Here is a 23,415-nt window from a genome sequence, read left to right as displayed (position 1 = left end):
ATTTTGCGTGAGGCAGGGTGCATGGAGGGAGTAAGGAGCAAAACACCCTGCTCCCTGCTCCACGCATACCGCTATTCAGACCGTAAACTATCCGTTGGATTGGTCAGCGCTGTTCGATACGTGCGCCAGCCAATCGTTAAACCGCCTAAAAGTAACATCGTGCCAAAACAGGCACCTAACATACCCACACCTACCGAAATGTGATAGGCGAAGGACATCAGAAAGAAACTGGTGGCCAGATACCCAATAGGAAGGGCAATGGCACCGGCAATCAATAATAGCTTCAGGAAATCCCACGATAACAACCAGATAACCTGATCGATACGGGCGCCCATAACTTTACGAATACCCACTTCTTTAGTGCGTAGCTGGGTCGTATACGTGACCATACCCAATAGCCCCAGACAGGCAATCGATAACGCAAAACCAATCAATAACCCCATAAAGGAAATGTCGTCGGTATGGCTATGTCGGTCGGACAGATAGGTATCGTACCAGACTCCTTCGAAAGGCTCGTACGGATTCTGCCGTTTCCAGACTTGGGCAATGCTGGCTTTAACGGCTTCGGGATTGCCGTCGGCCACTTTTACATTCAGAAACCGAAATTGGTCAGGTTGGTAGCGAAGCATCAGCGGATGTATTTTCATGGCCATCGTGGTAAACTGAAAATCTTTCACAACACCTGCGATCTGAACCTCGGTGCTGTCGTTCAGCCAGAGCGTTTGGCCTACGGCGGCTCCCGGTTCGCCCAGCTTAAACGCCCGCACGGCTTCTTCATTGACCAGAACAAGATGCGATGCTGAATCGGATACCGATGCGGGCATATTCTGACCTGCTACTAACGTTAGCCCAACGGTTGATAGAAGATTCGTATCGGTTGAAAAAACATCCGTTGCTGCGGAATCGCCCCCGGTTCGCTGACGGTGCACCATTTGCCCGTTACCACCATGATCGCCTAACCTGGCTACAGTAGCGCTAACGTGCTCTACGCCCGCCAGACGATTGATTTCTGTCGATAACCGTCCGGCAGAAGAACCGTTTAGCGGGATCGTCAGCACATTATCCCGTTGAAAACCATAGTCCGCCGTACCCATGTAATGTTGCTGCCGAGCCATACCCAGCAAAGCGATCATGGCCACCAGTGAAATCGAAAACTGAATCACAATCAGTGACTTGCGTAACGTAATGCCCCGGAATACACGCAGACCCGTTTGGCTCCTTAGCACCTGAGCTGGTTGAAATCCCGACAGAACACGGGCAGGCAACAGACCCGCCAGCATACCCGTGATCAGGCTAAAGAGAATGAACACAATCCAAACGCGTACATCCTGCTCCCACTGTACGCCACCAATGAGCCATTGTTGTACAAAAGGCATAGGTTTTACCAATTGCAGCATCCCATACGCTAAGCCAAGCCCCAGAATGGATAGGATGGCTGATTCGGCCATAAACTGTCCCATCAGTTGCCAGCGCAAGGCGCCAGCTACTTTCCGGATTCCGACTTCACGGGCGCGACTCAGGGAGCGGGCCAGGGTCAGGTTGATGTAGTTGAACGAAGCCAGCAACAGCGTAAGTAAGCCAACGATCATTTCGGTTTCCAACTTACCCGACGAAGGTTCATAGGTGCCCAGCATCAACTCTTCCCGCGATGGTGAAAGGGTTGCCAACGACTGACTGCGGAACGTATACCCTTTTTCGTTGGCAAAGTGTAAGCCTTTGGTTACCTGAGCAGCTAAGGCAGGTAGCACATTTGTGAGCGCATCAGCAGAGGTGCCGGGCTTGAGCGAGATGTACGTATACCCTTGCGTATACTGTTTCCAGTTAGTGCGTAATTGATTCCAATCCGAACCAGAAAGGGAGGCTGTTGAAATCAGTACATCGAAATTCAGGTGGGTTTTAGCGGGTGGTTCAGCCAAAATACCGGAAATAGTCAACGCACCTAGCTCGGGGTGGTCGATGCGTTTGCCAATTGGATTGGCTGTGCCGAAAAAACGTGCTGCCGTTTGGGGAGTAAGTACGGCTGTGCGTGGTGTAATAGCAGCTTGTCCTTTTGCCAGTTGAAAGCCGAAAAGGGTAAAGAAATCAGGATCAACAGCGCTATAGACTACCGGCAATTGTTTTCGATTGGCCGTAAAGTCGCCATTGTGACGAATGACTCGGGTGGCCCGGTCCACAAAAGCGTATTGACGTTTTAGGGTTTCTGCCAGGGGTAAGGGCGAGGTGGCAAATCCCTGTTTGTCGTTGCTGGTCGTCGTGACGTCGGTAAGAATCCGGTACGTTCGGTCGGCGTTCGGATGAAAGGTGTCGTAGTCAAAAGCCCCTTTTATGTCGATCATCGCCAACATACACACCAGCATCCCCGACGCCAGGCCAAAGATGTTGATGAAGGTAAACAGCTTGTGTTTCCAGAGATTTCGAAAGGCCGTTTTAAAGAAGTTTTGGAGCATGGGAAGAGGGCATTAAGGGAGAAGGGAGAAGGGAAAAAGGAGAAGAGGTGAGCATAATTGGTTTCTTTCTCCTTTTTGCCTTCCTCCTTCTATTCCGTTTTAAGTGAGTTAACAGGATTCATCAGGGCCGCTTTTATACTTTGGAAACTAATCGTCAGCAAGGCAATGGCGATGGACAGAACCCCCGCCAGGGCAAATACCCACCACGACAGATCGGTTTTATACGCAAACGCCTGTAGCCAGCGATCGGCGGCCCACCAGGCTAGCGGACTGGCAATCAGAATGGCTATACCAATCAGTTTCAGGAAATCGTTGGTGAGTAGCGTAACAATATTGGCTACCGATGCCCCCAGTACTTTTCGAACGCCAATTTCTTTGGTTCGGCGCTCGGTTGTAAAGGCTATCAGGCCAAAGAGCCCCAGACAGGAAACCAAAATAGTAAGCCCGGCAAAACAATTGAAAATCATCATCATAAGCCGATCTTTTCGGTACTCCGAATCGAACGATGTATCCAGGAAGCTGTACTCAAACGGATAGTTAGGATAGTGTTGTTGCCAGATTGTTTGTATGATCGGTAATGCGCTTGGCCTTACACGGGCCATTACATTAATGGCCGGGACAGTGCAGTAGATGAGTACCAATGGCTCAACTGGATTGTGCAGGGAGCGATAATTGAAATTCTTTAAAACACCTACTACTGTGCCTTTATGACCAAATCCTGAAATAGCCTGTCCTTCACCCTGTTTCCAGCCCGCCATTTTTACAAAAGCCTCATTGACCAGAAAGCCTCCGTTCAGATCTGTTTTGTATTGGGAAGATAAATTTCGCCCGGCTTTCAAGCCTATATTCAGGAGTGGTACGAACTTATCGTCGATGAACAGGTAATTGCTCATCACTTCCCGTTTTTTGCCATTGGTTCGAATCGTCGTTGAAGACATCGCCATTGGCCCGTTTGCTAAGCCGAATCCCAGCGTTATACCATCGACTTCCGAATGTTGTTTCAAACTATTGGCAAAGGCGGGTGCAGCCGCCCGGGCAGTCGAATCATCGGGTAAGTAAAGACTAAGGATTTGTTCGCGGGTATAACCAACGTCATAATGCTGGAGGTAATGCATCTGCCGATGAATAACCAATACACCAGCGATCATGCTCACTGCCAGCACAAACTGAAATACGATAATTGTTTTCCGGAGCCACAAGCCCTGTCCATGACTGGTTAGCTGCCCCTTCAAGACCTCAACAGGCCGATAGCCTGATAGTACGAAAGCGGGGTATAGTCCTCCCAATAGCGTGACTATGAGCCAGGTACAAACAACTACTGAAACGGCTTCGGCCCAGCCAAACTGCATCTGAATAGCCAGCTGGTCGTTGAACAACGGAATCGTTAATTGCAATAAGCCAAGGGCAATGCCAATGGATAAACCACTGAGCAAAAGCGATTCGAGCAGAAACTGTCGGACCAATTGGCCATACTGCGCTCCCGTTGCTTTACGAATACCCACTTCTTTGGCTCGTTCCGTTGCTTTGGCTGTCAGCAGATTGATGTAGTTCAGAAGGGCAATTACCAGCACAAATACGGCCAGAAAGGCAAACAAATAACTGAATTGCCGATTGCCTTTTGGCGTATCTTCTAGTTTGCCCTGGCTGTAGTGGGCATCGGTCAGCGGCTCTAGGTCAAAGTTAATCGAGTAATTTTCGGCGCCTGCTTTTTTTAGCGCAGGAGCCAGGTATTTTTTTGACAGTTTAGCCAGCTTTTTTGAGAAATCCGGTAGGTTTGGCTCGTTCCTAAACAGTATGTACGTATAAGCCGGGAAATCATCGCCCAGCCAATCCGTTGATTCAGATTGCTTTTTAGACAGTAAGGCGCTGATAGGCAGATCGGTATTACTGGGCAGGTTAGCCATAACGCCCGTAATTTGATAAGTAGTCTTATTGATCTCAATCGATTTGCCTAGTATATCCGTTTTGCCGAAGTATTTATGGGCGAACTTTTCGGTAACGACAGCGCTATTGGGATTGACTAAAGCCGTAGCCGGATTACCCGCTAAAAATGGATAGGCAAATACCGAAAAAACGTCGTTATCGGCATAGTATACATCAGCCTGGTTGACTAGCTTATCGTTCGTTTTGACAGTTCCCCCCGTCATTAGAAAGCGAACGGCGGTCTCTACTTCTGGGTAATCTCGTTTCAGGGTGGGGGCTAGTGGTATTGGGTCAGAAGCTATAGCCAGCGATGACTCTGGCGTTTTCATTACACTGGTTACCCGAACAATCCGTCTGGCTTTGGGATGAAACTGATCATACGAAAACTCGTGGTCAACGTACAAAACCATTAGCAAACAGGCGGCTAAGCCAATAGCCAAGCCACCGACATTCAGGCTGGTATAAAGCTTGTTTCGCCAGAAATTACGGAGTGCTATTTTTAGATAATTGCTAAGCATCGTATCCCGTTCGTTTAGGTTGGGTAACGTATGCTCAAATATTATACCATCTGTTTTACTCTCCTGATTGTCAATTATTTACTTTGGAAATAAGAAGCAACTGCGTCCGGTTTCGGACGGGTTTAGTTCAGTTGCGGACAGGCAGTATTAATGATAGTTGGTTCGGAAAGTTAGTTAGGTAGTGATATAGCCCGTTCGTCCAGTTGTTTTATGATCTGATTGGTCATGGCTTTAATTCGGGAAGCGGTTGTGCGGTCACACTCGTTTGCGAAAACGACAATACCCAGATTCTGCTCTGGGTAGTTGGCGCATAAGCTACTGAAACCTGGAATGTTACCATCCTGCCAGATTACCCGATTGGCTGCCGATTGAAGCATTTGCCAGTTTAAGCCCGATGCATATTGACCACCGTTCGTCCAGGTTGGCTGATGGGTTAATTTTGCCGTAAGGGACTTTTCGGAAATAGTCCACTGAACGTATTTCAGCATATCGGCAACGGTCGATTTTAACGCTCCGGCAGCCTGAAGTTCGTCGGGGCTATCGGGCATCAGAATGCCTTCACAGTCATAGCCTTTGGCTACGCGGGTCTGAGCCGAAGGCGTCAACGTAATTTTTGTATCGCTCATCGCCAGTGGCCGGGTCAGCTTTTGGTGGATAAGCTGTTCGAACGATTGGCCGTAAACGCGTTCTAAAATATACCCCAGCAATTGAGCCCCTGTATTCGAATACTTGAAAGCAACACCCGGAATCGTGTCCAGTGTAACCTGATGCAGGTCGGCATAAAAATCGGCCCGGCTGTAGGGGCGCATAAGGTCCATAGCCACGGCCGACGCGGGTGTATTGGTGTTGCTGAAGGCCTCAGGTTTGTTGGGTAGGAGGAAGGGTAGGCCCGACCGATGATTAATCAGATGAAATAACCGAATAGGATGCCCCTGGTAGGTCAGGTTTGGGTAATCGCCGGTCAGGTAGGTACGAACGTCGTCGTCGAGTTTTACGTTGCCATCCACTACGGCCTGAGCCAGCAAAGCTCCGGTAAATGTCTTGGTGATGGAGGCAATCGGGTAAACGGTCTGGCTGGTTGGGAGTTGATGTCGGCCCCGTTCGATGGTTCCGTAGTTGTACATAAATGGCTGTCCGTCTTTGATAATCCCGATGGAAAGTCCGACAGCCTGAGGCATCCGCATAAATTGCTGAGCAGCCCGTTCGACCAGTGAATCGACGTAGGTTTCGAGGGGATTATCGGTCGATGCTTTTTCGGGTAGCCTGACTACAATCGGTAGACGTTTCGGGTGAACGGGTTCGGCTACCAGGGTGACAAGCAAGAGGACAGACGTGAGCCAGACATTCATGGGATTGAGCTGGTTTGAGGGTTGTATCAATAGCAGGATGCAAATTGACACGGTGGGGTTGCATGCTGGCTACAGTATTCCGTTTACGGTAGCTGTCGCAAGAGGAGTTGATGCGTCAGCCACCGTAAACGGAATACTGTAAACCATAAACCTTACTTGGCTTTGCGGATGTAGATGTTGCCGTTCATGTTTTTCATCATGATTTCGCGGCCACCTCCGTTAATTTTGCCCTGCACCCAATCGTCAATGCTTACCCGATACATACCGTTCTGATTGGTCCGGTTCACTTTCGATTGGGTCTTGTCTACGTCAATATCGAAGTCACTGTACATATCGCCCCGATCAGATTTGAGTTTGACGTTCATTTTCGCATTGGCCGGGAAGGTTACATCCACATTACCGTTGAGTGTCGAAAAGGCCATTGGCGTATCGGTATTGACAGTCTTGAAGCTGGCTTTTACGGCACCGTTTACCGTATTGGCAACCACAGAACCCGATACATTCGTCAGTTCAATAGCGCCATTGACGTTGTTGACTTCCAGTTCGCCCGATACATTATCGACCGAGATTTCGCCATGATTAACTGTACCGATGCGCAAATTAAATTGCTGAGGTACTTTGATAGTCAGATCAATAGGCTGATTGATCGAGTTGGCTTCTACGTTTACCGTATTATTCTTTTCACGGGCACTTATATCGAGCGGATTACCAGCGTTGATTCGTTTCATACCTGCCGATGCCCCCTGATCGCGATCTCGGGCTCTGTCGCGGTCGCCATCGCGACGGCTTCCGCTGGATGTGATGTCAATCACGACATCTTTGCCGCTATAGCCAACCACTGTGATTGAGCCGTTGATTAAATTGGTCCGTAGCGTACCCGGCTTACCAGGATCACTCAGGGGGACAACCAGTTGTTCTTTTACGTCATTCTGCGCCAGCAATGGGCTGAAGCCAATGAATAATGAATAATGAATAATGAATAGGAACCCGAAACTAAAGCCTTTTTTCAGTAGGCATTGTGCATTATGCATTGTCAATTTCGTTATTTTAATCGTTTTCATCAGGATTGTTTTTTAATGTAAATGCTTCCGTTTAGTGTTTCAAACTTGAATGTTTTGCCTCCGTTGCCAATACGGACAGCGGTGGTTTTGTTGAGCTTGTAGACAGTGCCATTCCCCGTTTTCTGTTCGGATTTAACGGCCTCCATCGGTAAGGTTTCGGCATTGGGAAAGTCGGTGTAAAAACTTCCGTGCATACTCTTGAACTGAATATCGGCCGATAGATTGGCCGGATAGGTTACCCGGATATCGCCGTTGATGGTATGATAAAACGAGTTTTCGGGCGGATTGCCCAGGTACTTGATATCGACGGCTCCGTTTACTGTGTTGGCATCGGTGGTACCTTTGATGTTGGTCAATGTAATAGCGCCATTTACATTCCGGGCTTTCACCGTGCCACTCACATCGTTCACCGTCACTTCACCCCGGTTCACTGTTGAGACAACCAGGTTCATGTGGTTGGGTACTTTCACCATAAAATCGAGGGTAAAATCATACTCAATATCACGGTCATTGTTCCAGTTGTTATGCCGTTGCCGACGAGGACGCGAATCGAACGGCTCAGCGATGTAAACTGTAACGCTGTCGCCTTTCTGGTCGAAGCCAAGTTGAAATTCTTTCTTGCCAATTTCCAGGTCGGCATTGGTTTTTGCCGTGATCGCTTTGTCGACTTCCACAATGACTTTGTCGCCCGAGTAGCCTTCGACTTTCACGAAGCCGTTGATGTTGTACAGAGCAAATACGTTGCTGGAGCTTTTCGAGACCGTAAATTCTTTACGGATGTGCTCTTTGGCTTCCTGGGCGCTGGCCGGTGTTTGGGCACAAGAGATCACCAGCCCCGCCAAAACGGGGATCATAAACAGTTGCATAGTTTTTTTGGGGTTATGGTTTTAGTAACGCGAGTGGAAACCCGCGATTCTAGACAGAGTTGTGGGTTTCCACCCGCGTTACAATCAGGACAGTTCCCGAATACTTTGTTCAATTTTACCCTTGACCATGTGGTTCAGGTTATCGTCGCGGAGTAATTGCCGAAGGGGTTTAATGGATCGTTTTTCCTGCAATTTTACCATCACATCGGCCAGTGCCGACTGCACCAGGGGCGAGTCTTGCTGGGCAATCGATTGGACCAGCCCTTCTCTGGCTTTTGGATTATCGGCCAGTTTGGCCAGCGCTTCGAGCGTAACCAGCCGGACGTTCACGTTTGAGTCGTTGTTTAATGTTGTCAGCAGGGCGTCGATGACCTTATCGTCAACCTCATTGATTTCTTCCGTATAACTCACTGCCCGAAGCCGCTCGGAAGCTGCCGGATTTTCCAGCAGTGAGAGCATCATCATCTGGCGCATCTGTTCCACCTGCCGCGATAGTGTATCGACCTGCTGTTGATAGGCTACGGTGGGGGCATTGGACCGCTGAAACCAGTAACCGGCCGCTATTCCGACGGCCAGCAGAGCTACGCTATAGACCAGCCGCATGGCGTACTGAGGTGTCCAGAGCTGGCGAAGTTTGGCCAGTAACGTTTCAAATACACTTTCCTTTTCGACAGCCATTGTGTCTTTATACGTGTCGAGCATAGCCTGGAACCGTACGCGTGCGGCTGCACTGGGTTCGGGCAAGGTCGATTTGCCCATTAGTTGCCAGAGTTGCCGGGTCGATTCGGCATCTTCCCGGCAGGCCGAACAGTCTGCCAGGTGCGCTTCCATAATCGCTCGTTCGCCATCGGGTAGCTGGTTACTGAGCCATTCGCTGAATTGCTCCTGCGTTTGTTCACAGTTTATAGGCAGTTTTTCCATTCTCAAGAGTCAGATAAATTTTTTTTAACTCAGCCATCGCCCGATGTACCCGCACTTTTATCGCGCCTTCTGTCGTGTTGAGTACACGGGCAATTTCCTCGTACTTCAATTCCTGATACCGGCTTAGCACCAACACTTCGCGATTATCAGGACTCAATTTGGCCATGGCCCGGTTCAGCGTATCCAGTTCCTGTTCTTTCTGGAATCGCTCGTCGGCCATTGGCCCCCCGCTAATTCGTTCCGCTACATCGGCCAGGTCGTATTGCTGCGAACTTTGTTTGTTCTGCTTGCTATGATCGACCAGAACATTGCGGGCCAGGTGATACATCCAGCTTCTGAACTCGCCATCGCCCGTGAAGGTATGCCGGTATTTCAGCATCCGGTAAAACACCGTTTGCAGCATATCTTCACTAGCCTCCCGCTGGTTGGTCATATGGAACAGGAAGCCGAACAAGGGCCGATGGTATCGCTCGAAGAGTAAGCCCATCGTGTCCAGATTTCCTGCTTTTACCTGCAGCATGAGTGCGTTGTCTGTCAGCGCGTTCAAACCGTTTTTGCTATTGCGTTTAGTGGGTTTTGGACTGGAAACTGCGGAAGTTGACCAAGGTTACAGAGAAAGTGAAAAATTTTTTGAGAAGAAAGTGAAGGAGAGGAAATAAAGATAGAATATCGTTAAGATAGGGGTTTTATTCTGCCTTCAACGCATCGACTGGGTTTAGCTGGAGGGTTTGCCAGAGCTTGAGCAGGATGGTTGAAAAGGCGATGGTCAGCACAGCTATAGCTGAGAGGATGATAGCGACCGCCGAAACGCCATTGTTGATTTTAAACACGCTGTTCATGAGCATGATCGCCATATAGTAGCCTAACGAGCAACCGATAAGCGTGGCTATGGCCAGAATCCACAAGTAGTTCTTATGCAGTACCCAGCCGACCTGGGCTCCGGTAGCGCCTAACACTCGCCGAACAGCCACCTCACGCATCCGTTTCAGAACATTGAGCGAGATCAACGAAAACAGGCCCGAAATAGCCAGTAATACCGTTACCAGCGAGAAAACGCCCATTGTTTCAGCAATACTGGTCGACACAGATTCGGCTTCGGCCAGCGCATTGTTGAGGTAAACACCATCGAACGGTTTGTAGGGAAACAGCCGCTTCCAGGTCTTTTCGAGTGCGGCAAATACCTGCTTTTGGTGTTCGGCCTTCACGCGGGCAATAAAATAAACAAACCGGCTGGGCGGTACGGGCCGGATAATAGCCGAAGAAATGGGGCGAAACGGTGTATTGGTCATAAAGTCGCGCACGACTCCGCCAATCTGATACGTGGTTGAATCAAGTCGAATGGACTGACCGATGAGTGGTTTACCTTCACCAAATTCACGCACAAACGTTTCGTTGACCAGTACTGTCTGGGCGGGCTGGTCGCCCTGAAGCGGGAGCAGTGGCTGACCATCAAGAAGCTCAATCTGGAGCATTCGCAGAAAATCATCGCCCACGTTATACAGCATACTCTCGTGCGATTCACTAGTCAGGTTAAAATTGGTCATGCTGAAGCTAAATCCGGGCAGATTCTGCGTACCACCAACGGCTTCAATGTTGGGAATCGACTGAGCCGCTGTTTTGAAAACCTGCCAGGTCGATTCATCATACACATAAGCTCCGATAACATTTTGCCGGTCATAACCCACATTGGCGGTTCGATTGAACTCAGCATTGCGTTCGAAACTAAGTCCGGTAACCACGGCTGTCAGGGAAATGGCAATCTGCATGCCCATCATAACGCGGGAGAAAAGCCCTGAGCCGCCAAACCGCAACGCTCCCCGGAAAATATGAGTCGGGCGAAAGGCACTCACATAAAAAGCAGGATACGAACCCGCCAGAAGGGTAGTAAAAATCAATAAGCCAAGCAGAAAAGCAAGTACCGTAGGCTGGGTATAGTCGATGGTCAGTTCCAGATACGACCACATATGGTTGTACCAGCTCACAATCGGATACGCCAGAATCATACCCAGCAAAATGGACAGCGTGCAGATCACACTCGATTCGGTAAGTAATTGCACCACCAACTGGCTTTGTGTGCCCCCCAGCACTTTCCGGACACCTATTTCGCGCAGGCGTCCGTTACAGACCGCAATGGTCATATTGGCAAAATTGAGAGCGGCCGTCAGCAGAATCATGATAGCCATTGCCACGGTTCCCCAAACAGCCGCAGAGGGCAGCGATGGATACAAACTGTTGTTTCGCAGGCTACGGCCGGAAAGAGCTACTGTGGCAAAGGGCTCAACGACGAACCGGCTGATTTTCCACTCTGGGTCGGCCGATTGCTGACGAGCCACAAAGGTAGCCAGCGCGGCTTCAACCGCCGTTCGGTCGGAAGCGTGTTTTAGCAAGAGAAATACGGCATCGGCCCGGTATTCCCAGTTGGTGTAATCGACGGGTTTGTTGTTGTCGAACTGGTTGGACAGGTGCGTCAGAAAGTCGAATCGGATGCTGGATTGCTTTTGTTGGCTATCGATCACACCGCGTACGGTCAGTGCTTTTTTGAATGGCTGATCGGCATAGACGATAATAGATTTGCCAATCGGGTTCTCATTACCGAAATACTTTGTGGCAATTTCGTTTGAAATCAGAACGCTCGACGGGTCAGAAAAATCGGCCGAACCTTTGATGATCTTAAAATCAAATACGCGGAAGAAATTCAGGTCGGCAAAATTCAGGACTTCGTTAAAGGTATTGTCTCCGTACTTGACTACTGCCCGGCGGGCCTCAAATCGTAATCCCGTTTCAACACCCGAAATTTGCTGGGCATCTGTAGCCAGTGGCGATGGGCAAGTGCCATACAGCGCCAGGTTATCCGCTTTAACGCTCTCGACCCGAACAATGCGGGCTCGGTTTCTGTGCCAGTTGTCGAAGGTATGAGCGTACTGGTAATTCAGAAAAGCCAATAACCCAAAACCGATCCCGATGCTGAGCCCCAGTACGTTGATGATAACGTACCGGAAGTTGCGTTTAAGGTTACGAGTCGTGATGCTGAGATAGTTACGGAACATGAGAAGTGGACGGAATAAAGAAACGAAGTAAAGTAAATAAAAAATTAGATATTAACTAATTGTCTATTTGTTTACACTTGACAGCCCAGGAGCCATAAAGGGAGACGGGAGGCAAGGAGTGAGGTTTTAATGAACCTCACTCCTTGCCTCCCGTCTCCCTTTATGTTTTCGTCTTTTTATTGATTCACCGTTTTGATGCCAAAGCTACGTTCGGTGTCGCGGATAATGGCTTGTTTTTCGCGTTCGCTTTTACCAACTACATTGGCTGTACGCTCAATGATCAGCTCCTCGCCGTCTTTCATAAACGTGTATTGCATCCAGAGCCGACCGTTTTCTTTGTCTTCCTGAACTTTCACCGACTGGGGCGACACCTCGCTTGGCGAGAATGAAGGATTGGCTTTGGCTTCGGTAGAAAACTCATACATTTTCTCCTTCTCTTCGGAGTTTCTGGAATACGCTATCCGCTGCTCATCGTAAGATGCCTGCTGGGCTGGCGAATAATCGGATTTGTATGATTTATCCTTGCTCCAACTGTCCCGCTTGTGGCTCGTGGTAACCGCTACGGCTGGCTCGCTAAACGCGCGCTCCAGCGAATCGATGATGCTGTTTTCCAGGACTTTTACCTCGCTTTTCTCCATCTCCGATACATCGAACGAGCGGTTGTAATGGAGCGAATGCCCAGCCTCCTGCATATCGACACGAATACGTAAATGCCGACCATCGGTCGATACATGTTTGCTCGACGACCGTTGTGCTATTGCACCAAAGCTAACCGCAACCAATACCAGCGTAAACAGCGTTTTCATGAATCGGCAGAAATAAAGTTAAGTAAAATTACTCTCCTCTATGATCATGCCAAGAGTGTATTGGCTTGTTTATCAATTTGTTCGCTATATATGAAGAAATTGGATGTCCGAAATCGGACAAAACACTGTACGCCAGTGGACAAAGGGCTGGGTGCTGGGAGCGTAGTGCATGGCATCTGGTTTACTCCGGCATGCACTACGCTCCCAGCACCCAACTATTCACTCGTTCCGTAGACTTTTCACAGGGTTCGTCAGGGCTGCTTTGGCACTCTGAAAACTGATGGTCAACAGGGCTACAGTTACGGCCATCAGGCCCGCCAGGGCAAAGAGCCACCAATCGAGGTCAATTTTATAGGCGAAAGACTGGAGCCAGCTATTCATGAAATAATAGCCGACGGGAATGGCTACCAGCATCGCAATCAGAACTAGCTTCAGAAAATCGGTTGATAGCAGCGTCATCAAACTCATTACCGAGGCACCCAGCACTTTTCGAATGCCAATTTCTTTCGTTCGCATTTCGGCCGTGAACGTAGCCAACCCAAACAAGCCCAGGCAGGAAATCAGAACCGCAACCAGCGAAAAGGCATTGAATAACGTAGCCGTGCGGGCTTCGGTCTTGTAAAGTCGATCAAAGGTTTCATCAAGAAACGTGTATTCCAGCGGACGGCTCGGTACCAGCTCGGTCCAGATTTGCTGAATAGCTTTGATGGCGTCGGCCTCTTTACCCGGCACAATTTTTACGTAAATGCCACTGCGCCAGCCCGGATTGTTGAACATCACCAGCGGACTAATTTCTTCGTGTAGACTTTTGAAATGAAAGTCCCGAACAACGCCGAGTACCACCCCTTTTGATCCCTGAAAATGGAAACGCTGACCGACAACGGGTTTCCGGAGCTTAAATTTTCGGACGGCCGCTTCGTTCAAAACAACATTATGCTCGTCGGCGGTATTGTTTTCGGCAAACCAGCGTCCTTCGGCCATTTTCAGATTGAATACGTTCTGGTACGAAGGTTCTACCGAAATCTGGCCGACGGTGGGCTGAAAATCGGTTGGGCGTCCATCCCAGTCGAGGCTACCACTATGCGCACTTTTGATTTCCACGATATTCTGGCTGGCAATGGTCGCTTCTTTGATGCTGGAATGTTGCAGAAGCTTACTTTTCATTACCAGCGGATCGACCTTGGGCTGGACGTTCCAGGGAATGGTGAGAGCTAGGATATGATCGCGGTCGTAACCCAGTTTTGTGGTTCGAATGAACTTGATCTGGTAGTAAACGACCAGCGTAGCAATCAGGAACGCAATGGAAATGGAGAACTGAACAACCACTAAACTTTTGCGGAACAGGCTGTTGGAAGACCCGAGCACATTGAGTCCCCGTATAGCCCGGACGGGCTGAAACGACGACAGCAGCACCGCCGGGTAAATGCCGGTCAGAACGATAGCGGTCAATACTGTACCGAGCAGAACTATCCATAACGAGGGGTTTCCAAAATGGATGGAAAAGGTTTTGTTGGTCAGGCTATTGAACACAGGCAAAAAGCTATAGGTACATACTAGCGCAATCCCCAGCGCTACCGCACACATCAGGATGGATTCCAGCATAAACTGGGCAAATAGTTGCGAATGACCGGCCCCGATGATCTTTTTTACCCCCACTTCTTTAGCGCGAACGCTGGCGCGGGCGGTCGTCAGATTCACGTAATTGATACACGCCATGAGCAGAATGGCCAGGGCCAGCCCAAAGAAGATGTAAACGGTCCGTCGATCGCCTTGCTCACTGCCGTATCGATCGACGGTATCGAAGTGCATATCGGTCAGGGCTTCCAGTTCGAGGGTAATGCTGGTATCAGGTTTCTTGGTTTTTTCGTCTGGTTTGGCCACCTGAACGATCTGAGTCAGTTTTTTGCTGACTTTTTTCGCATCGGCTCCGGGGCGTAGAACCACGTACGTTTCGTAATTGAAATTGTTCCAGTTGTTCTCATTTTTATACGTATCGGGGTTCGACAGGTGAGCCGATAATGGCATCAGGCAATCGTACTGGAAACTGGAATTGACGGGGTTATCTTTAAAAACAGCCCGTACTACATAATCCAGTGTATCGATACGAACCAACTGCCCAACGGCTTTAGTTGATCCAAACAACTTGGTGGCCTTCGATTCGGCTAGGGCGATGCTGCGCATGTTGCGGTTAAAATCGGTCAGACTCCCATCGACAAGCGCGTAATCGAATACCGAAAACCAATTTTCATCGACGCAGGCCACTTTGGGTTCCTGAATCAATTGGCCGCCAATCTTCATCGTCAGACCGTTCCAGAAGGGTTTGGAAAGGCGAGTTATTGTTTCAACTTCGGGCAACCGCTTGGCTAGTTCTGCCAGCGGTAGGGGCGTTGTGGACCAGTGCCATGTTTCTTCTTTATTAACCTGATTATGGCTGATGATCGGATAGGTACGGGCCGATTTGGCGTGATAACTATCAAAACTTAACTCGTTTTGTACCCATAGCAGAATAAGCACCGATGCCGCCATTCCGACAGCAAGACCTGTTACGTTCAGCAAACCAAATAGTTTGGTTTTTAGGAGATTACGAATAGCAAATCGAAGCATAGGAAAGGAGGTTAAAAAAAGCGAGGAGCAGGGTGCATGGAGCGCGGTGCATGGTGCAAGGGGCAGGGAGTATTTTACTCCTAGCTCCATGCACCACGCTTTTTATTCCGTTTTGAGTGATTTTGCTGGATTGATCAAAGCTGCTTTTATCGATTGGAACGACACGGTTAGTAAGGCAATGCCTACGGCCAGCAGGCCCGCTAGCACAAACATCCACCACTGAATCTGAACTTTGTACTCGTAGTCGGCCAGCCATTTATCCATCGCGTACCAGGCTATCGGCGAGGCAATCAGGATCGAGATGATCACCAGCCGCACAAAGTCTTTGGACAGTAGCGCAACGACACTTAGTATGGATGCCCCCAAAACTTTACGAATGCCAATTTCTTTGGTGCGTTGCTGGGCCGTAAACGTTGCCAGACCAATCAGGCCCAGACACGAAATAAGGATCGTCAGGCCAGCGAACAGGCCCGAAAGGGTGGCAATCCGTTGTTCGTTATCGAATTTTTGGGCGTATTCCTGATCGATAAACTTGTAATCAAATGGATATTCCGGATTGTATTTTTTGAAAATAGCCTCGGCTTTGCGTAGGTTCTGTTCGGTTGAATTGGCCGGATTCAGTTTAATATGCATGATACTGAGCCAGCCTTTACTACCTTCGATGGCCATTGGCTTGGTCGGAAAATAGGGCGACTGAAGAATAAAATCTTTAATAACCCCCACCACGTGCCAATCGCGCCCATTGTCTTGTACGACCTGACCAATTGGCTGTTTGAATCCCATTAATTTGACGGCCGACTCGTTCAAAATCATCGCCGTTGAGTCGCTGGGGTATTGTTTCAGGTCGAAGTCGCGGCCCTGTGCCAGTTGTAGGCCCGTCGTTTTGATCAGGTTATCGTCGGCACCGAATCGATCAATGATGGTTTTGTCATTTTGAGCTTTCCCCGCCCATTGAAAGCCCCAGCTATTGCTCCACCCCTGGGTAAGTGGCGCACTGGTTTTGCTGATCGAAACGGCTACCTGGCTGGTCATCAACTCGTTCTTGATGAGTTCGTAGTTTTTGCCAATATCGCCCGACAGGCTATGATAAATCAGATTGTCTTTGGCGTAACCCATGCTTCGGTCGCGGGCATACTGAATCTGCTCACGAACAATGATGGTGCTGATAATCAGCATAACGGCAAACGTGAACTGAAGTACAACCAGTACTTTTCGGGGCGTTATGAGCGCATTTACTTTTCGGAAGTGGCCCTTTAACACGTTTACGGGTTTAAAGGACGAGAGAAAAAATGCTGGATAACTACCCGCCAGCAGTCCGGACAGCAGCACAAAACCGCCGAAAAAGAACCAGGCATACAGTTGGTTGTAAGGAACCGACAGGAGTTTATCCGTCAGCGTGTTGAAAGCGGGTAAACTGGCCTGTACAATACCAAGGGCGGCAATGCCTGCCAGAAAAGCAATTAAAATAGATTCGCCCAGAAACTGAGCAATCAGCGAACCGCGCTGTGCTCCCGATGCTTTCCGAATGCCTACCTCTTTGGCTCGTTTCTCGCTACGGGCCGTACTCAGGTTCATGAAATTGATACAGGCAATCAGCAGAATAAAGACGGCAATGAGGCCAAAGAGCTTGACAAAATCAATCAGTCCCCCGTTTTCGACACCATGCGTAAAACTGGAGTATAACCGCCACCGGCTCATGGGGTAGAGGAAAACCTCGCCTTTCGGGTCGTCTTTGTCATACCGTTTACGCAGCAATTTTAACTTGGGCTCAATGGAGGCCAGCGTGGCCTTCGGTTTCAATTCGACATACGTTTGGGTTGAATTATTGCCCCAATACTCGTCGTCATTGCCGTTTTGTCGGTTGTAGGCCCAGGATAATAAATACTCAAAGTTGAACCGGGTGTTGGTGGGCAGGTCTTTCAACACGCCAGTTACGGTGAACAGGTCTTTGTTGTTCAGCTTTACGGTACGACCCATAGGATCGGCGTTACCAAACAGCTTTTGCGCCAGCTTCTCGGTAACGACAAGGGTATTTGCCCCGTTCAGCACCGTTTGCGGATTGCCCCGCAGTAAAGGAAAACTGAACATGCTCAGGAACGTCGAATCCACGACATTGCCTTTTGCCACCAGCCGTTTATCACCAACCGTAAACAGCATGTCCTGGGTCCAGTCGACACGGGCTGTGCGTTCTACTTCCGGGAAATCACGGGTCATGGTCTTTGCCAGCACCCGTGGCGTCGTATTCCAGCATTCCAGTTTATTGCTGAAAATCGACCGATTCCAGGCTTCATAAATCCGGTCTTTTTTTTCGTGAAACTGATCGTAGCTGAGTTCGTGCTGGATCCAGAGAATAATCAGAATGGCGCTGGCCATGCCGATAGACAGACCGACGATGTTGATAACCGAAAAGCCCTTACTCCGCAATAAATTTCGAAGTGCGATTTTGAGGTAGTTGGTTAGCATAGGAAGTAGGGATGTAGAGACGCGATACCTCGCGTCTCATATGCGTCAGTAATAAACATCCGGTCTTGAGACGCGAGGTATCGCGTCTCTACATCATTCCGAACGTAATGATTTAACTGGATTCATCAACGCGGCTTTAACACTTTGGAAACTGACGGTAGCCAGGGCAATAACGATAGCAATCAGACCGGCCAGTATGAAGAACCACCACGTAAGCTCGATCTTGTAGGCAAAACTTTGTAGCCACTGATTGGCAATGTACCAGGCAAGCGGTGTCGCTACGACGATTGCGATGAGAACCAGCTTGAGAAAATCCTTACTTAGCAAAGCGACAATACTCGCCACCGAAGCGCCCAATACTTTCCGAACGCCAATTTCTTTCGTCCGGGCTTCAGCGGCAAAAGCGGCCAGTCCAAACAAGCCCATGCAGGCAATCAGTACAGCCAATATGGTAAAGGTAAGTAAGACCGTCCCCTGCTTTTGCTCGGCCTGATACTGTTGGGAAAAGTTCTCGTCCAGAAAATGGAAGCTTAACTCCGCATCGGGATCAAATTTCTGGTAAACCGACTGGATATAAGCCAGTGCTTCCGTTGTTTTGGCAGGCCGAATCCGAACATACAGGTTATCTTTTTGATCAGGAGCGGGCATTTGCAACACCAGTGGCTCAATTTTATGCTGGAGCGAGTACGTATGGAAGTCTTTGACAACGCCTATCACCCGTGCTTCGGCGGTTTGATCTTTGCCCAGGAAATACTTGACGCGCTTACCCACCGGATGCTGCCAGCCCAGCGTTTTGGCCAGGGTTTCGTTGACAAGCACCGCGCCGAACCCATCGCTGATCGACTCAGTAAAGTTGCGGCCTTCCAGCAACTTGATTTGCATAGTATTCAGATAATCGGCGTCGACCTGGAACGTTTGAACGATCTGCGTACTCGTTGGCATGACGCCATTCTGCTCGAAAAACATGCCATTGGTGCCAATGTTGTTGTTGCCAATCGGATTGGTGGCGGCCGATACCTGCTCAATCAGCGGACTTTTCCGCAGCTCTTCTTTCAATGATTGAATCTGTTTGCGGACGCCCTGATTATCCAGATGGAAGGTTAGCACCTGATCTTTGTTGAATCCCAGGTCTTTATGCAGGAAATAGCCCATCTGCCGGTAAATAACCCACGAACAGGCAATCAGGACAACAGCCGCAACGAACTGAAACACAACCAGTGCTTCGCGGAATCGACTGCCGCCGAGTTTCATCCCCAGCCGCCCGTTGAGGGCTACAACCGGCCGGAAGCCGGAAAGAAGAAATGCCGGATAAAGACCACTGCCAACGCCCAGCAAAACGGTAAATGCCACCAGCACCAGACCCGTGGCCACGGGGCCATATTGACTTAACGTCAGCGATTTACCTGCCAGATCATTGAACAGAGGCAATGCTGCCTTAGCTAATAGTAGGCCGACCAGGCTAGCCAGAAATGCCATCAGCATCGACTCGGTCAGGAACTGGCTCATCAACTGACCACGACGGGAGCCAATCGCTTTCCGAACGCCCACTTCGCGGGTACGAGCAATAGAGCGAGCGGTGTAGAGGTTGACATAGTTGATACCGGCAATCAATAAAATCAGGGCCGCCACTACAGCAAAAGTATAGATGGTGGTACTGTTGCCGTTTGGACTAATTTCGTAATCCAGGTGCGAATGCAGGTGAATCGAGGTTATTGGCTGTAACTCCATGCGGTACGTTACGTCGCCCATTTCCCGTTTGAGGTATTTGGGGAAGAAAGAAGCCAGCTTAGGTTCCAGCGTTTTGTAATCGCTGCCTTTGGCTAGCAGTAAGTAGGTATATAGCTCGAAATTCTGCCAGCCGTTGGTGAAGTTATCGGGTAGCGACCGCAGAGCACTGAACTGTAAATGCGAGCTGGACGGAACATCTTCTATAACCCCCGTTACTTTGTTAGGAAAGTGATTGCTGAATTCGATTGTCTGCCCAACGACTTTAGCGGCATCGCCAAACAGTTTTTCAGCCAGGCTTTTGGTCAGGACAATGCTCTGCGGCTGCGTGAGGGCGCTGGCTGGATCGCCGTATAGAAACGGGAAGGAGAAAACGTCGAATACTGTTTTGTCGGCAAACATGATGTCGCCAACGTCCAGCTTTTTATCCTTGTACGTGATCTGTCCACCACCTTCGGGATGAATGCGTACGGTTTTCTCAATGTCTGGGTATTCGGCTTTCAGTGCATCGGCAAAAGGGGCAGAGGTAGGCGCAAGCTGGAGGTTACCACCGGGCCAGTTCGCATAGTGAACGACCCGAACAATCCGGTCGGCGTTGGTATGAAAACGGTCGTAGCTGAGTTCGTGGATGATGTACAGGCTCATCAGCCCGACAGCCGCCAGACCAATCCCCATCCCCATAACATTGAGACTACTAAACAGGCGGTTTTTCCAAAGATTCCGCAGTGCGATTTTGAGGTAGTTTCTGATCATGACCGGCGTTTAGCGTTAAGATGCTACTTCTACAACAAATACATAACCAAATCTTTTTACTTGAGCTATCTTATTGATTATCAGGGAAATGCCCTGTATGGTATTGAGCGCCCTTGTCCGCTAACGGACGACTGGGTGTTGTTTACGGACAGCTATCGTCGTAGGAAGCAGATGTAGTGTGGTGGCAGATGCTTACAGCTGACACAGCGAGGTTTCTCAAAACCGCGTTAAACTAATTGACGAGGTTTTGAGAAACGCACTAGTGAACTACGCTTATCATGCCAGTTCCTGGGAATTGACCCCAGACAGAGCTACTCGCTGCGCAAGCTTTTCACTGGATTGATAAACGCTGCTTTCAGGCTTTGGAAACTGACCGTAATGAGGGCGATGCCTACAGCCAGTACTCCCGTCAGGACAAACATCCACCACTCGATGTCGATCTTGTACGGAAAGTCGGCCAGCCATTTCGTCATAATATACCAGGCCGCAGGCGACGCAATGACCAGGGCGACAATGATCAGTTTGATAAAATCGACTGAGAACAGGCTGAAAATATGCGCTGTTGACGCGCCCAGTGTTTTGCGAATGCCAATTTCTTTGGTTCGCGATTCGGCCATGAAGGCGACTACACCATACAGACCAAGGCAACCAATGAAAATGGCAATACCGGCCAGCAGTCGGAAGAGAGAGAAGAAACGCTCTTCGCCCTTGTAGAAATCCGCCAGTTGCTGATCCAGAAACTGGTACTGGAAAACAAAGTCGGGATAGACGGCAGTCCAGTTGGTTTCGACCTGACGAATCAATCGGCTAATGGCTTCCGTTCCACCCTGTTGGGTCGATAGTTTGATGCCCAGCGTATGGTAGGCGCTACGACGGGGCGCCAGAATACAGGGGTTCGTTTGCTGGTGCAGCGAGAAGGTATTAAAGTCATGAACTACGCCAACCACCTGCTTTTTTGGGTTGTTGCCACCTGCAATGGTTATGGATTTGCCCAGAATCTGTTGAGGGCTGCGGAGTCCCAGCTTTTTAACCATCGATTCGTTTACGACAATATCCCGAGCGGTATCGCCCGGCTGATACATCCGTCCGGCAATCAGCTTCAGGCCATAAGTGCTGAAATAAGCGGTGTCTGCATAGCGCATGATCACCCCAAAGTCGGCATCTTTATCGGCGTTCTCATAGCGGATGCCTGTCCACCAGTTACCGTCGGCTGAAGGAATGGAAATGCCGTAACTCAGCGCTTTTACGTTCGGTAGTTGCGCAATTTCGGATTTGAGTTGCTCCAGTTGCCCCGGTTTACGTTCGGGGATATTGACGGTCAGTACGGCATCCTTATTGTAGCCCAGATCGGCCGAGCGGAAGTAGTTCATCTGGCTATAGGCGATGATGGTGCCAATGACCAGTATTTGTGAAATGGCAAACTGAAACACAATCAGGCTCCGGCGAAGGGTTAGCTGACTGCTCCCCGCCATGCGAATCTTACTGCGTAATGCCTGAACGGGCTGATAACCCGACAGTACTAAGGCCGGATAAAAACCGGCCAGCAGCGTTGTCAGGAGCGCCAGGATAATCACGAAACCAATTACCGTAGGATCGATCAGCGTAAGCGCAGTCGCTTTGATGTCCAGCAGCTCTGAAACATAGGGCAACGATTGAGAGGCTATACCAAACGCCAGCACGATAGCCAGTAGGGTAAGTAATCCCGTTTCGCTCAGAAACTGCCGTACCAACTGCATACGTGAACTGCCCAGTACTTTCCGAACGCCCACTTCTTTAGCCCGACGAATGGCCTGTGCCGTAGCCAGATTGATGAAGTTGATGCAGGCCGTAAATAGAATGAACAGGCCAATCAGGGCCATCGCCCAGATCATCTGTTTGCTCACCGTACGTCCGGCTGCATTTTCGGTGCGTGTATCGGAATGGATGCTGGTTAGCGGCTGGAGTTCATATTGTAGTTCATTGGCCTGCTCAGGCTGCATGTATTTCTTGACAAACGGAACCAGTTGCGCTTCCATTTGCGCCGAGGTAACCTGATTCGGGAGAGTCAGGTAGATATGAGCTCCACTGTACGAAGCCCCCCAGTCGTCCCAGCCACCGTTAACACCGTATTGTTTGAGGGATGCAAAGGACAGTAGCACGTCGAAAGGAACACTGCTGGTGGCAGGCGGATTCTGAACAATGCCTGTTACGGTAAAGTCCACTTTATTCTCTACCCGGATGCTTTTGCCCATTGGATCAACATCGCCAAAGTATTTGTGCGCTATGGCTTCCGAAAGGACAACTGTGTTCGGATTTTTAAGGGCTGTTTGAGGATTCCCGGCTTTCCACTGGTAATCGAAAATGCGGAAGTACTCTGGCTCGATGAAGGCGATTACGCCACCATGCTCCTGAAATTTGCTGGCTTTTTTGTCATTCACTTTAACTAGACCATCATACAGTCCATACGCCATCGTGACCTGATGCTTCAGTTCGGGGAAGTCGTTGCGTAAAGCGGCTAAGGCAGGCATTGGAATGCCTACATTGCGCCCTTCGTCTTCCGATTTTTTATTGTACGAAACGAGCCGGTACGTGCGATCAGCATTGGCATTGTGTCGGTCGTAACTCAGTTCATGCCGGATAGCCAGAAACAGAATCAGGCAGCAGGCCAGTCCGAAGGTTAACCCCAGTACATTGATAACCGTGTAGTTCCAGTTGCGCCGGAGAGCGCGAAGAGCTGTGGTGAAATAATTTTTTAGCATGACAGAAAAAGCTAGGGAAGAACCAAAGGCAAATTCTTCAACATATCATCGTTGAGTCAATACATCCCCAAAAGGTATACCACAAAGATAAGTGTCTTACTGTCAGTGGATTAATCTGTAGGTCTGGCTAAGAATGTCCGCAAACGGACGGTCGCTCATTCGTTTGCGGACAGGTACAAAAAGTAAGGAAGAAC

13 protein-coding genes are annotated in these 23,415 nt (G+C 49.5%); all 13 read right to left on the bottom strand.

Annotation, left to right across the window (positions count from 1 at the left end; genetic code table 11):
- Positions 1 to 71: 71 nt before the first annotated feature.
- The 13 genes from BGO59_RS28520 to BGO59_RS28460 all read right to left on the bottom strand — a co-directional run bounded on the left by BGO59_RS28520 (position 72) and on the right by BGO59_RS28460 (position 23,221).
- Positions 72 to 2,447, bottom strand: coding sequence for an ABC transporter permease (locus BGO59_RS28520; protein WP_293689503.1), 2,376 nt, complete (start codon positions 2,445 to 2,447; stop codon positions 72 to 74).
- Positions 2,448 to 2,536: 89 nt separating this feature from the next.
- Entirely contained in the window at positions 2,537 to 4,888 is a 2,352-nt protein-coding gene (locus BGO59_RS28515; RefSeq protein ID WP_293689500.1) for an ABC transporter permease, read from the bottom strand.
- A gap of 170 nt (positions 4,889 to 5,058) precedes the next feature.
- Positions 5,059 to 6,237, bottom strand: a complete 1,179-nt coding sequence (locus BGO59_RS28510) for a serine hydrolase (RefSeq protein ID WP_293689497.1) — start codon at positions 6,235 to 6,237, stop codon at positions 5,059 to 5,061.
- A gap of 152 nt (positions 6,238 to 6,389) precedes the next feature.
- On the bottom strand, positions 6,390 to 7,298 hold the full coding sequence (locus BGO59_RS28505) for a DUF4097 family beta strand repeat-containing protein (protein ID WP_293689494.1): 909 nt from the start codon (positions 7,296 to 7,298) through the stop codon (positions 6,390 to 6,392).
- Positions 7,298 to 8,164, bottom strand: a complete 867-nt coding sequence (locus BGO59_RS28500) for a DUF4097 family beta strand repeat-containing protein (RefSeq protein WP_293689492.1) — start codon at positions 8,162 to 8,164, stop codon at positions 7,298 to 7,300. The genes BGO59_RS28505 and BGO59_RS28500 overlap by 1 nt, the downstream gene beginning before the upstream one ends.
- Positions 8,165 to 8,248: 84 nt before the next feature.
- A complete protein-coding gene (locus BGO59_RS28495) occupies positions 8,249 to 9,085 on the bottom strand; it encodes a HEAT repeat domain-containing protein (RefSeq protein ID WP_293689489.1) in 837 nt (278 codons plus the stop codon).
- A complete protein-coding gene (locus BGO59_RS28490) occupies positions 9,060 to 9,605 on the bottom strand; it encodes an RNA polymerase sigma factor (protein WP_020594712.1) in 546 nt (181 codons plus the stop codon). Before BGO59_RS28490 ends, BGO59_RS28495 begins: the two co-directional genes overlap by 26 nt.
- A gap of 166 nt (positions 9,606 to 9,771) precedes the next feature.
- Complete coding sequence (locus tag BGO59_RS28485) at positions 9,772 to 12,132, bottom strand: FtsX-like permease family protein (RefSeq protein WP_293689487.1); 2,361 nt, start codon at positions 12,130 to 12,132, stop codon at positions 9,772 to 9,774.
- A gap of 176 nt (positions 12,133 to 12,308) precedes the next feature.
- Positions 12,309 to 12,938 carry a hypothetical protein gene (locus BGO59_RS28480; protein WP_293689484.1) on the bottom strand — a complete coding sequence of 210 codons (630 nt, stop codon included), beginning with the start codon at positions 12,936 to 12,938 and terminating at the stop codon, positions 12,309 to 12,311.
- Between the two features lie 219 nt (positions 12,939 to 13,157).
- Positions 13,158 to 15,542: an ABC transporter permease gene (locus tag BGO59_RS28475; RefSeq protein ID WP_293689481.1), complete on the bottom strand. Its 2,385-nt coding sequence runs from the start codon at positions 15,540 to 15,542 to the stop codon at positions 13,158 to 13,160.
- A gap of 102 nt (positions 15,543 to 15,644) precedes the next feature.
- Positions 15,645 to 18,005 carry an ABC transporter permease gene (locus BGO59_RS28470; RefSeq protein WP_293689478.1) on the bottom strand — a complete coding sequence of 787 codons (2,361 nt, stop codon included), beginning with the start codon at positions 18,003 to 18,005 and terminating at the stop codon, positions 15,645 to 15,647.
- 93 nt (positions 18,006 to 18,098) lie between these two features.
- Entirely contained in the window at positions 18,099 to 20,483 is a 2,385-nt protein-coding gene (locus tag BGO59_RS28465) for an ABC transporter permease (RefSeq protein WP_293689475.1), read from the bottom strand.
- Positions 20,484 to 20,794: 311 nt separating this feature from the next.
- Positions 20,795 to 23,221 carry an ABC transporter permease gene (locus tag BGO59_RS28460; protein WP_293689472.1) on the bottom strand — a complete coding sequence of 809 codons (2,427 nt, stop codon included), beginning with the start codon at positions 23,219 to 23,221 and terminating at the stop codon, positions 20,795 to 20,797.
- Positions 23,222 to 23,415: the final 194 nt, after the last annotated feature.

This window comes from Spirosoma sp. 48-14 (assembly GCF_001898575.1).
Taxonomy (GTDB): domain Bacteria; phylum Bacteroidota; class Bacteroidia; order Cytophagales; family Spirosomataceae; genus Spirosoma.
This window is presented reverse-complemented; position numbering and strand designations above follow the sequence as displayed.

Coding starts and splice junctions, on each gene's coding strand:
- BGO59_RS28495 (WP_293689489.1), bottom strand. CDS start 9,085: ATGGAAAAACTGCCTATAAACTGTGAACAAACGCAGGAGCAATTCAGC.
- BGO59_RS28460 (WP_293689472.1), bottom strand. CDS start 23,221: ATGCTAAAAAATTATTTCACCACAGCTCTTCGCGCTCTCCGGCGCAAC.
- BGO59_RS28470 (WP_293689478.1), bottom strand. CDS start 18,005: ATGCTAACCAACTACCTCAAAATCGCACTTCGAAATTTATTGCGGAGT.
- BGO59_RS28465 (WP_293689475.1), bottom strand. CDS start 20,483: ATGATCAGAAACTACCTCAAAATCGCACTGCGGAATCTTTGGAAAAAC.
- BGO59_RS28480 (WP_293689484.1), bottom strand. CDS start 12,938: ATGAAAACGCTGTTTACGCTGGTATTGGTTGCGGTTAGCTTTGGTGCA.
- BGO59_RS28510 (WP_293689497.1), bottom strand. CDS start 6,237: ATGAATGTCTGGCTCACGTCTGTCCTCTTGCTTGTCACCCTGGTAGCC.
- BGO59_RS28490 (WP_020594712.1), bottom strand. CDS start 9,605: ATGCTGCAGGTAAAAGCAGGAAATCTGGACACGATGGGCTTACTCTTC.
- BGO59_RS28500 (WP_293689492.1), bottom strand. CDS start 8,164: ATGCAACTGTTTATGATCCCCGTTTTGGCGGGGCTGGTGATCTCTTGT.
- BGO59_RS28475 (WP_293689481.1), bottom strand. CDS start 15,542: ATGCTTCGATTTGCTATTCGTAATCTCCTAAAAACCAAACTATTTGGT.
- BGO59_RS28515 (WP_293689500.1), bottom strand. CDS start 4,888: ATGCTTAGCAATTATCTAAAAATAGCACTCCGTAATTTCTGGCGAAAC.
- BGO59_RS28485 (WP_293689487.1), bottom strand. CDS start 12,132: ATGTTCCGTAACTATCTCAGCATCACGACTCGTAACCTTAAACGCAAC.
- BGO59_RS28505 (WP_293689494.1), bottom strand. CDS start 7,298: ATGAAAACGATTAAAATAACGAAATTGACAATGCATAATGCACAATGC.
- BGO59_RS28520 (WP_293689503.1), bottom strand. CDS start 2,447: ATGCTCCAAAACTTCTTTAAAACGGCCTTTCGAAATCTCTGGAAACAC.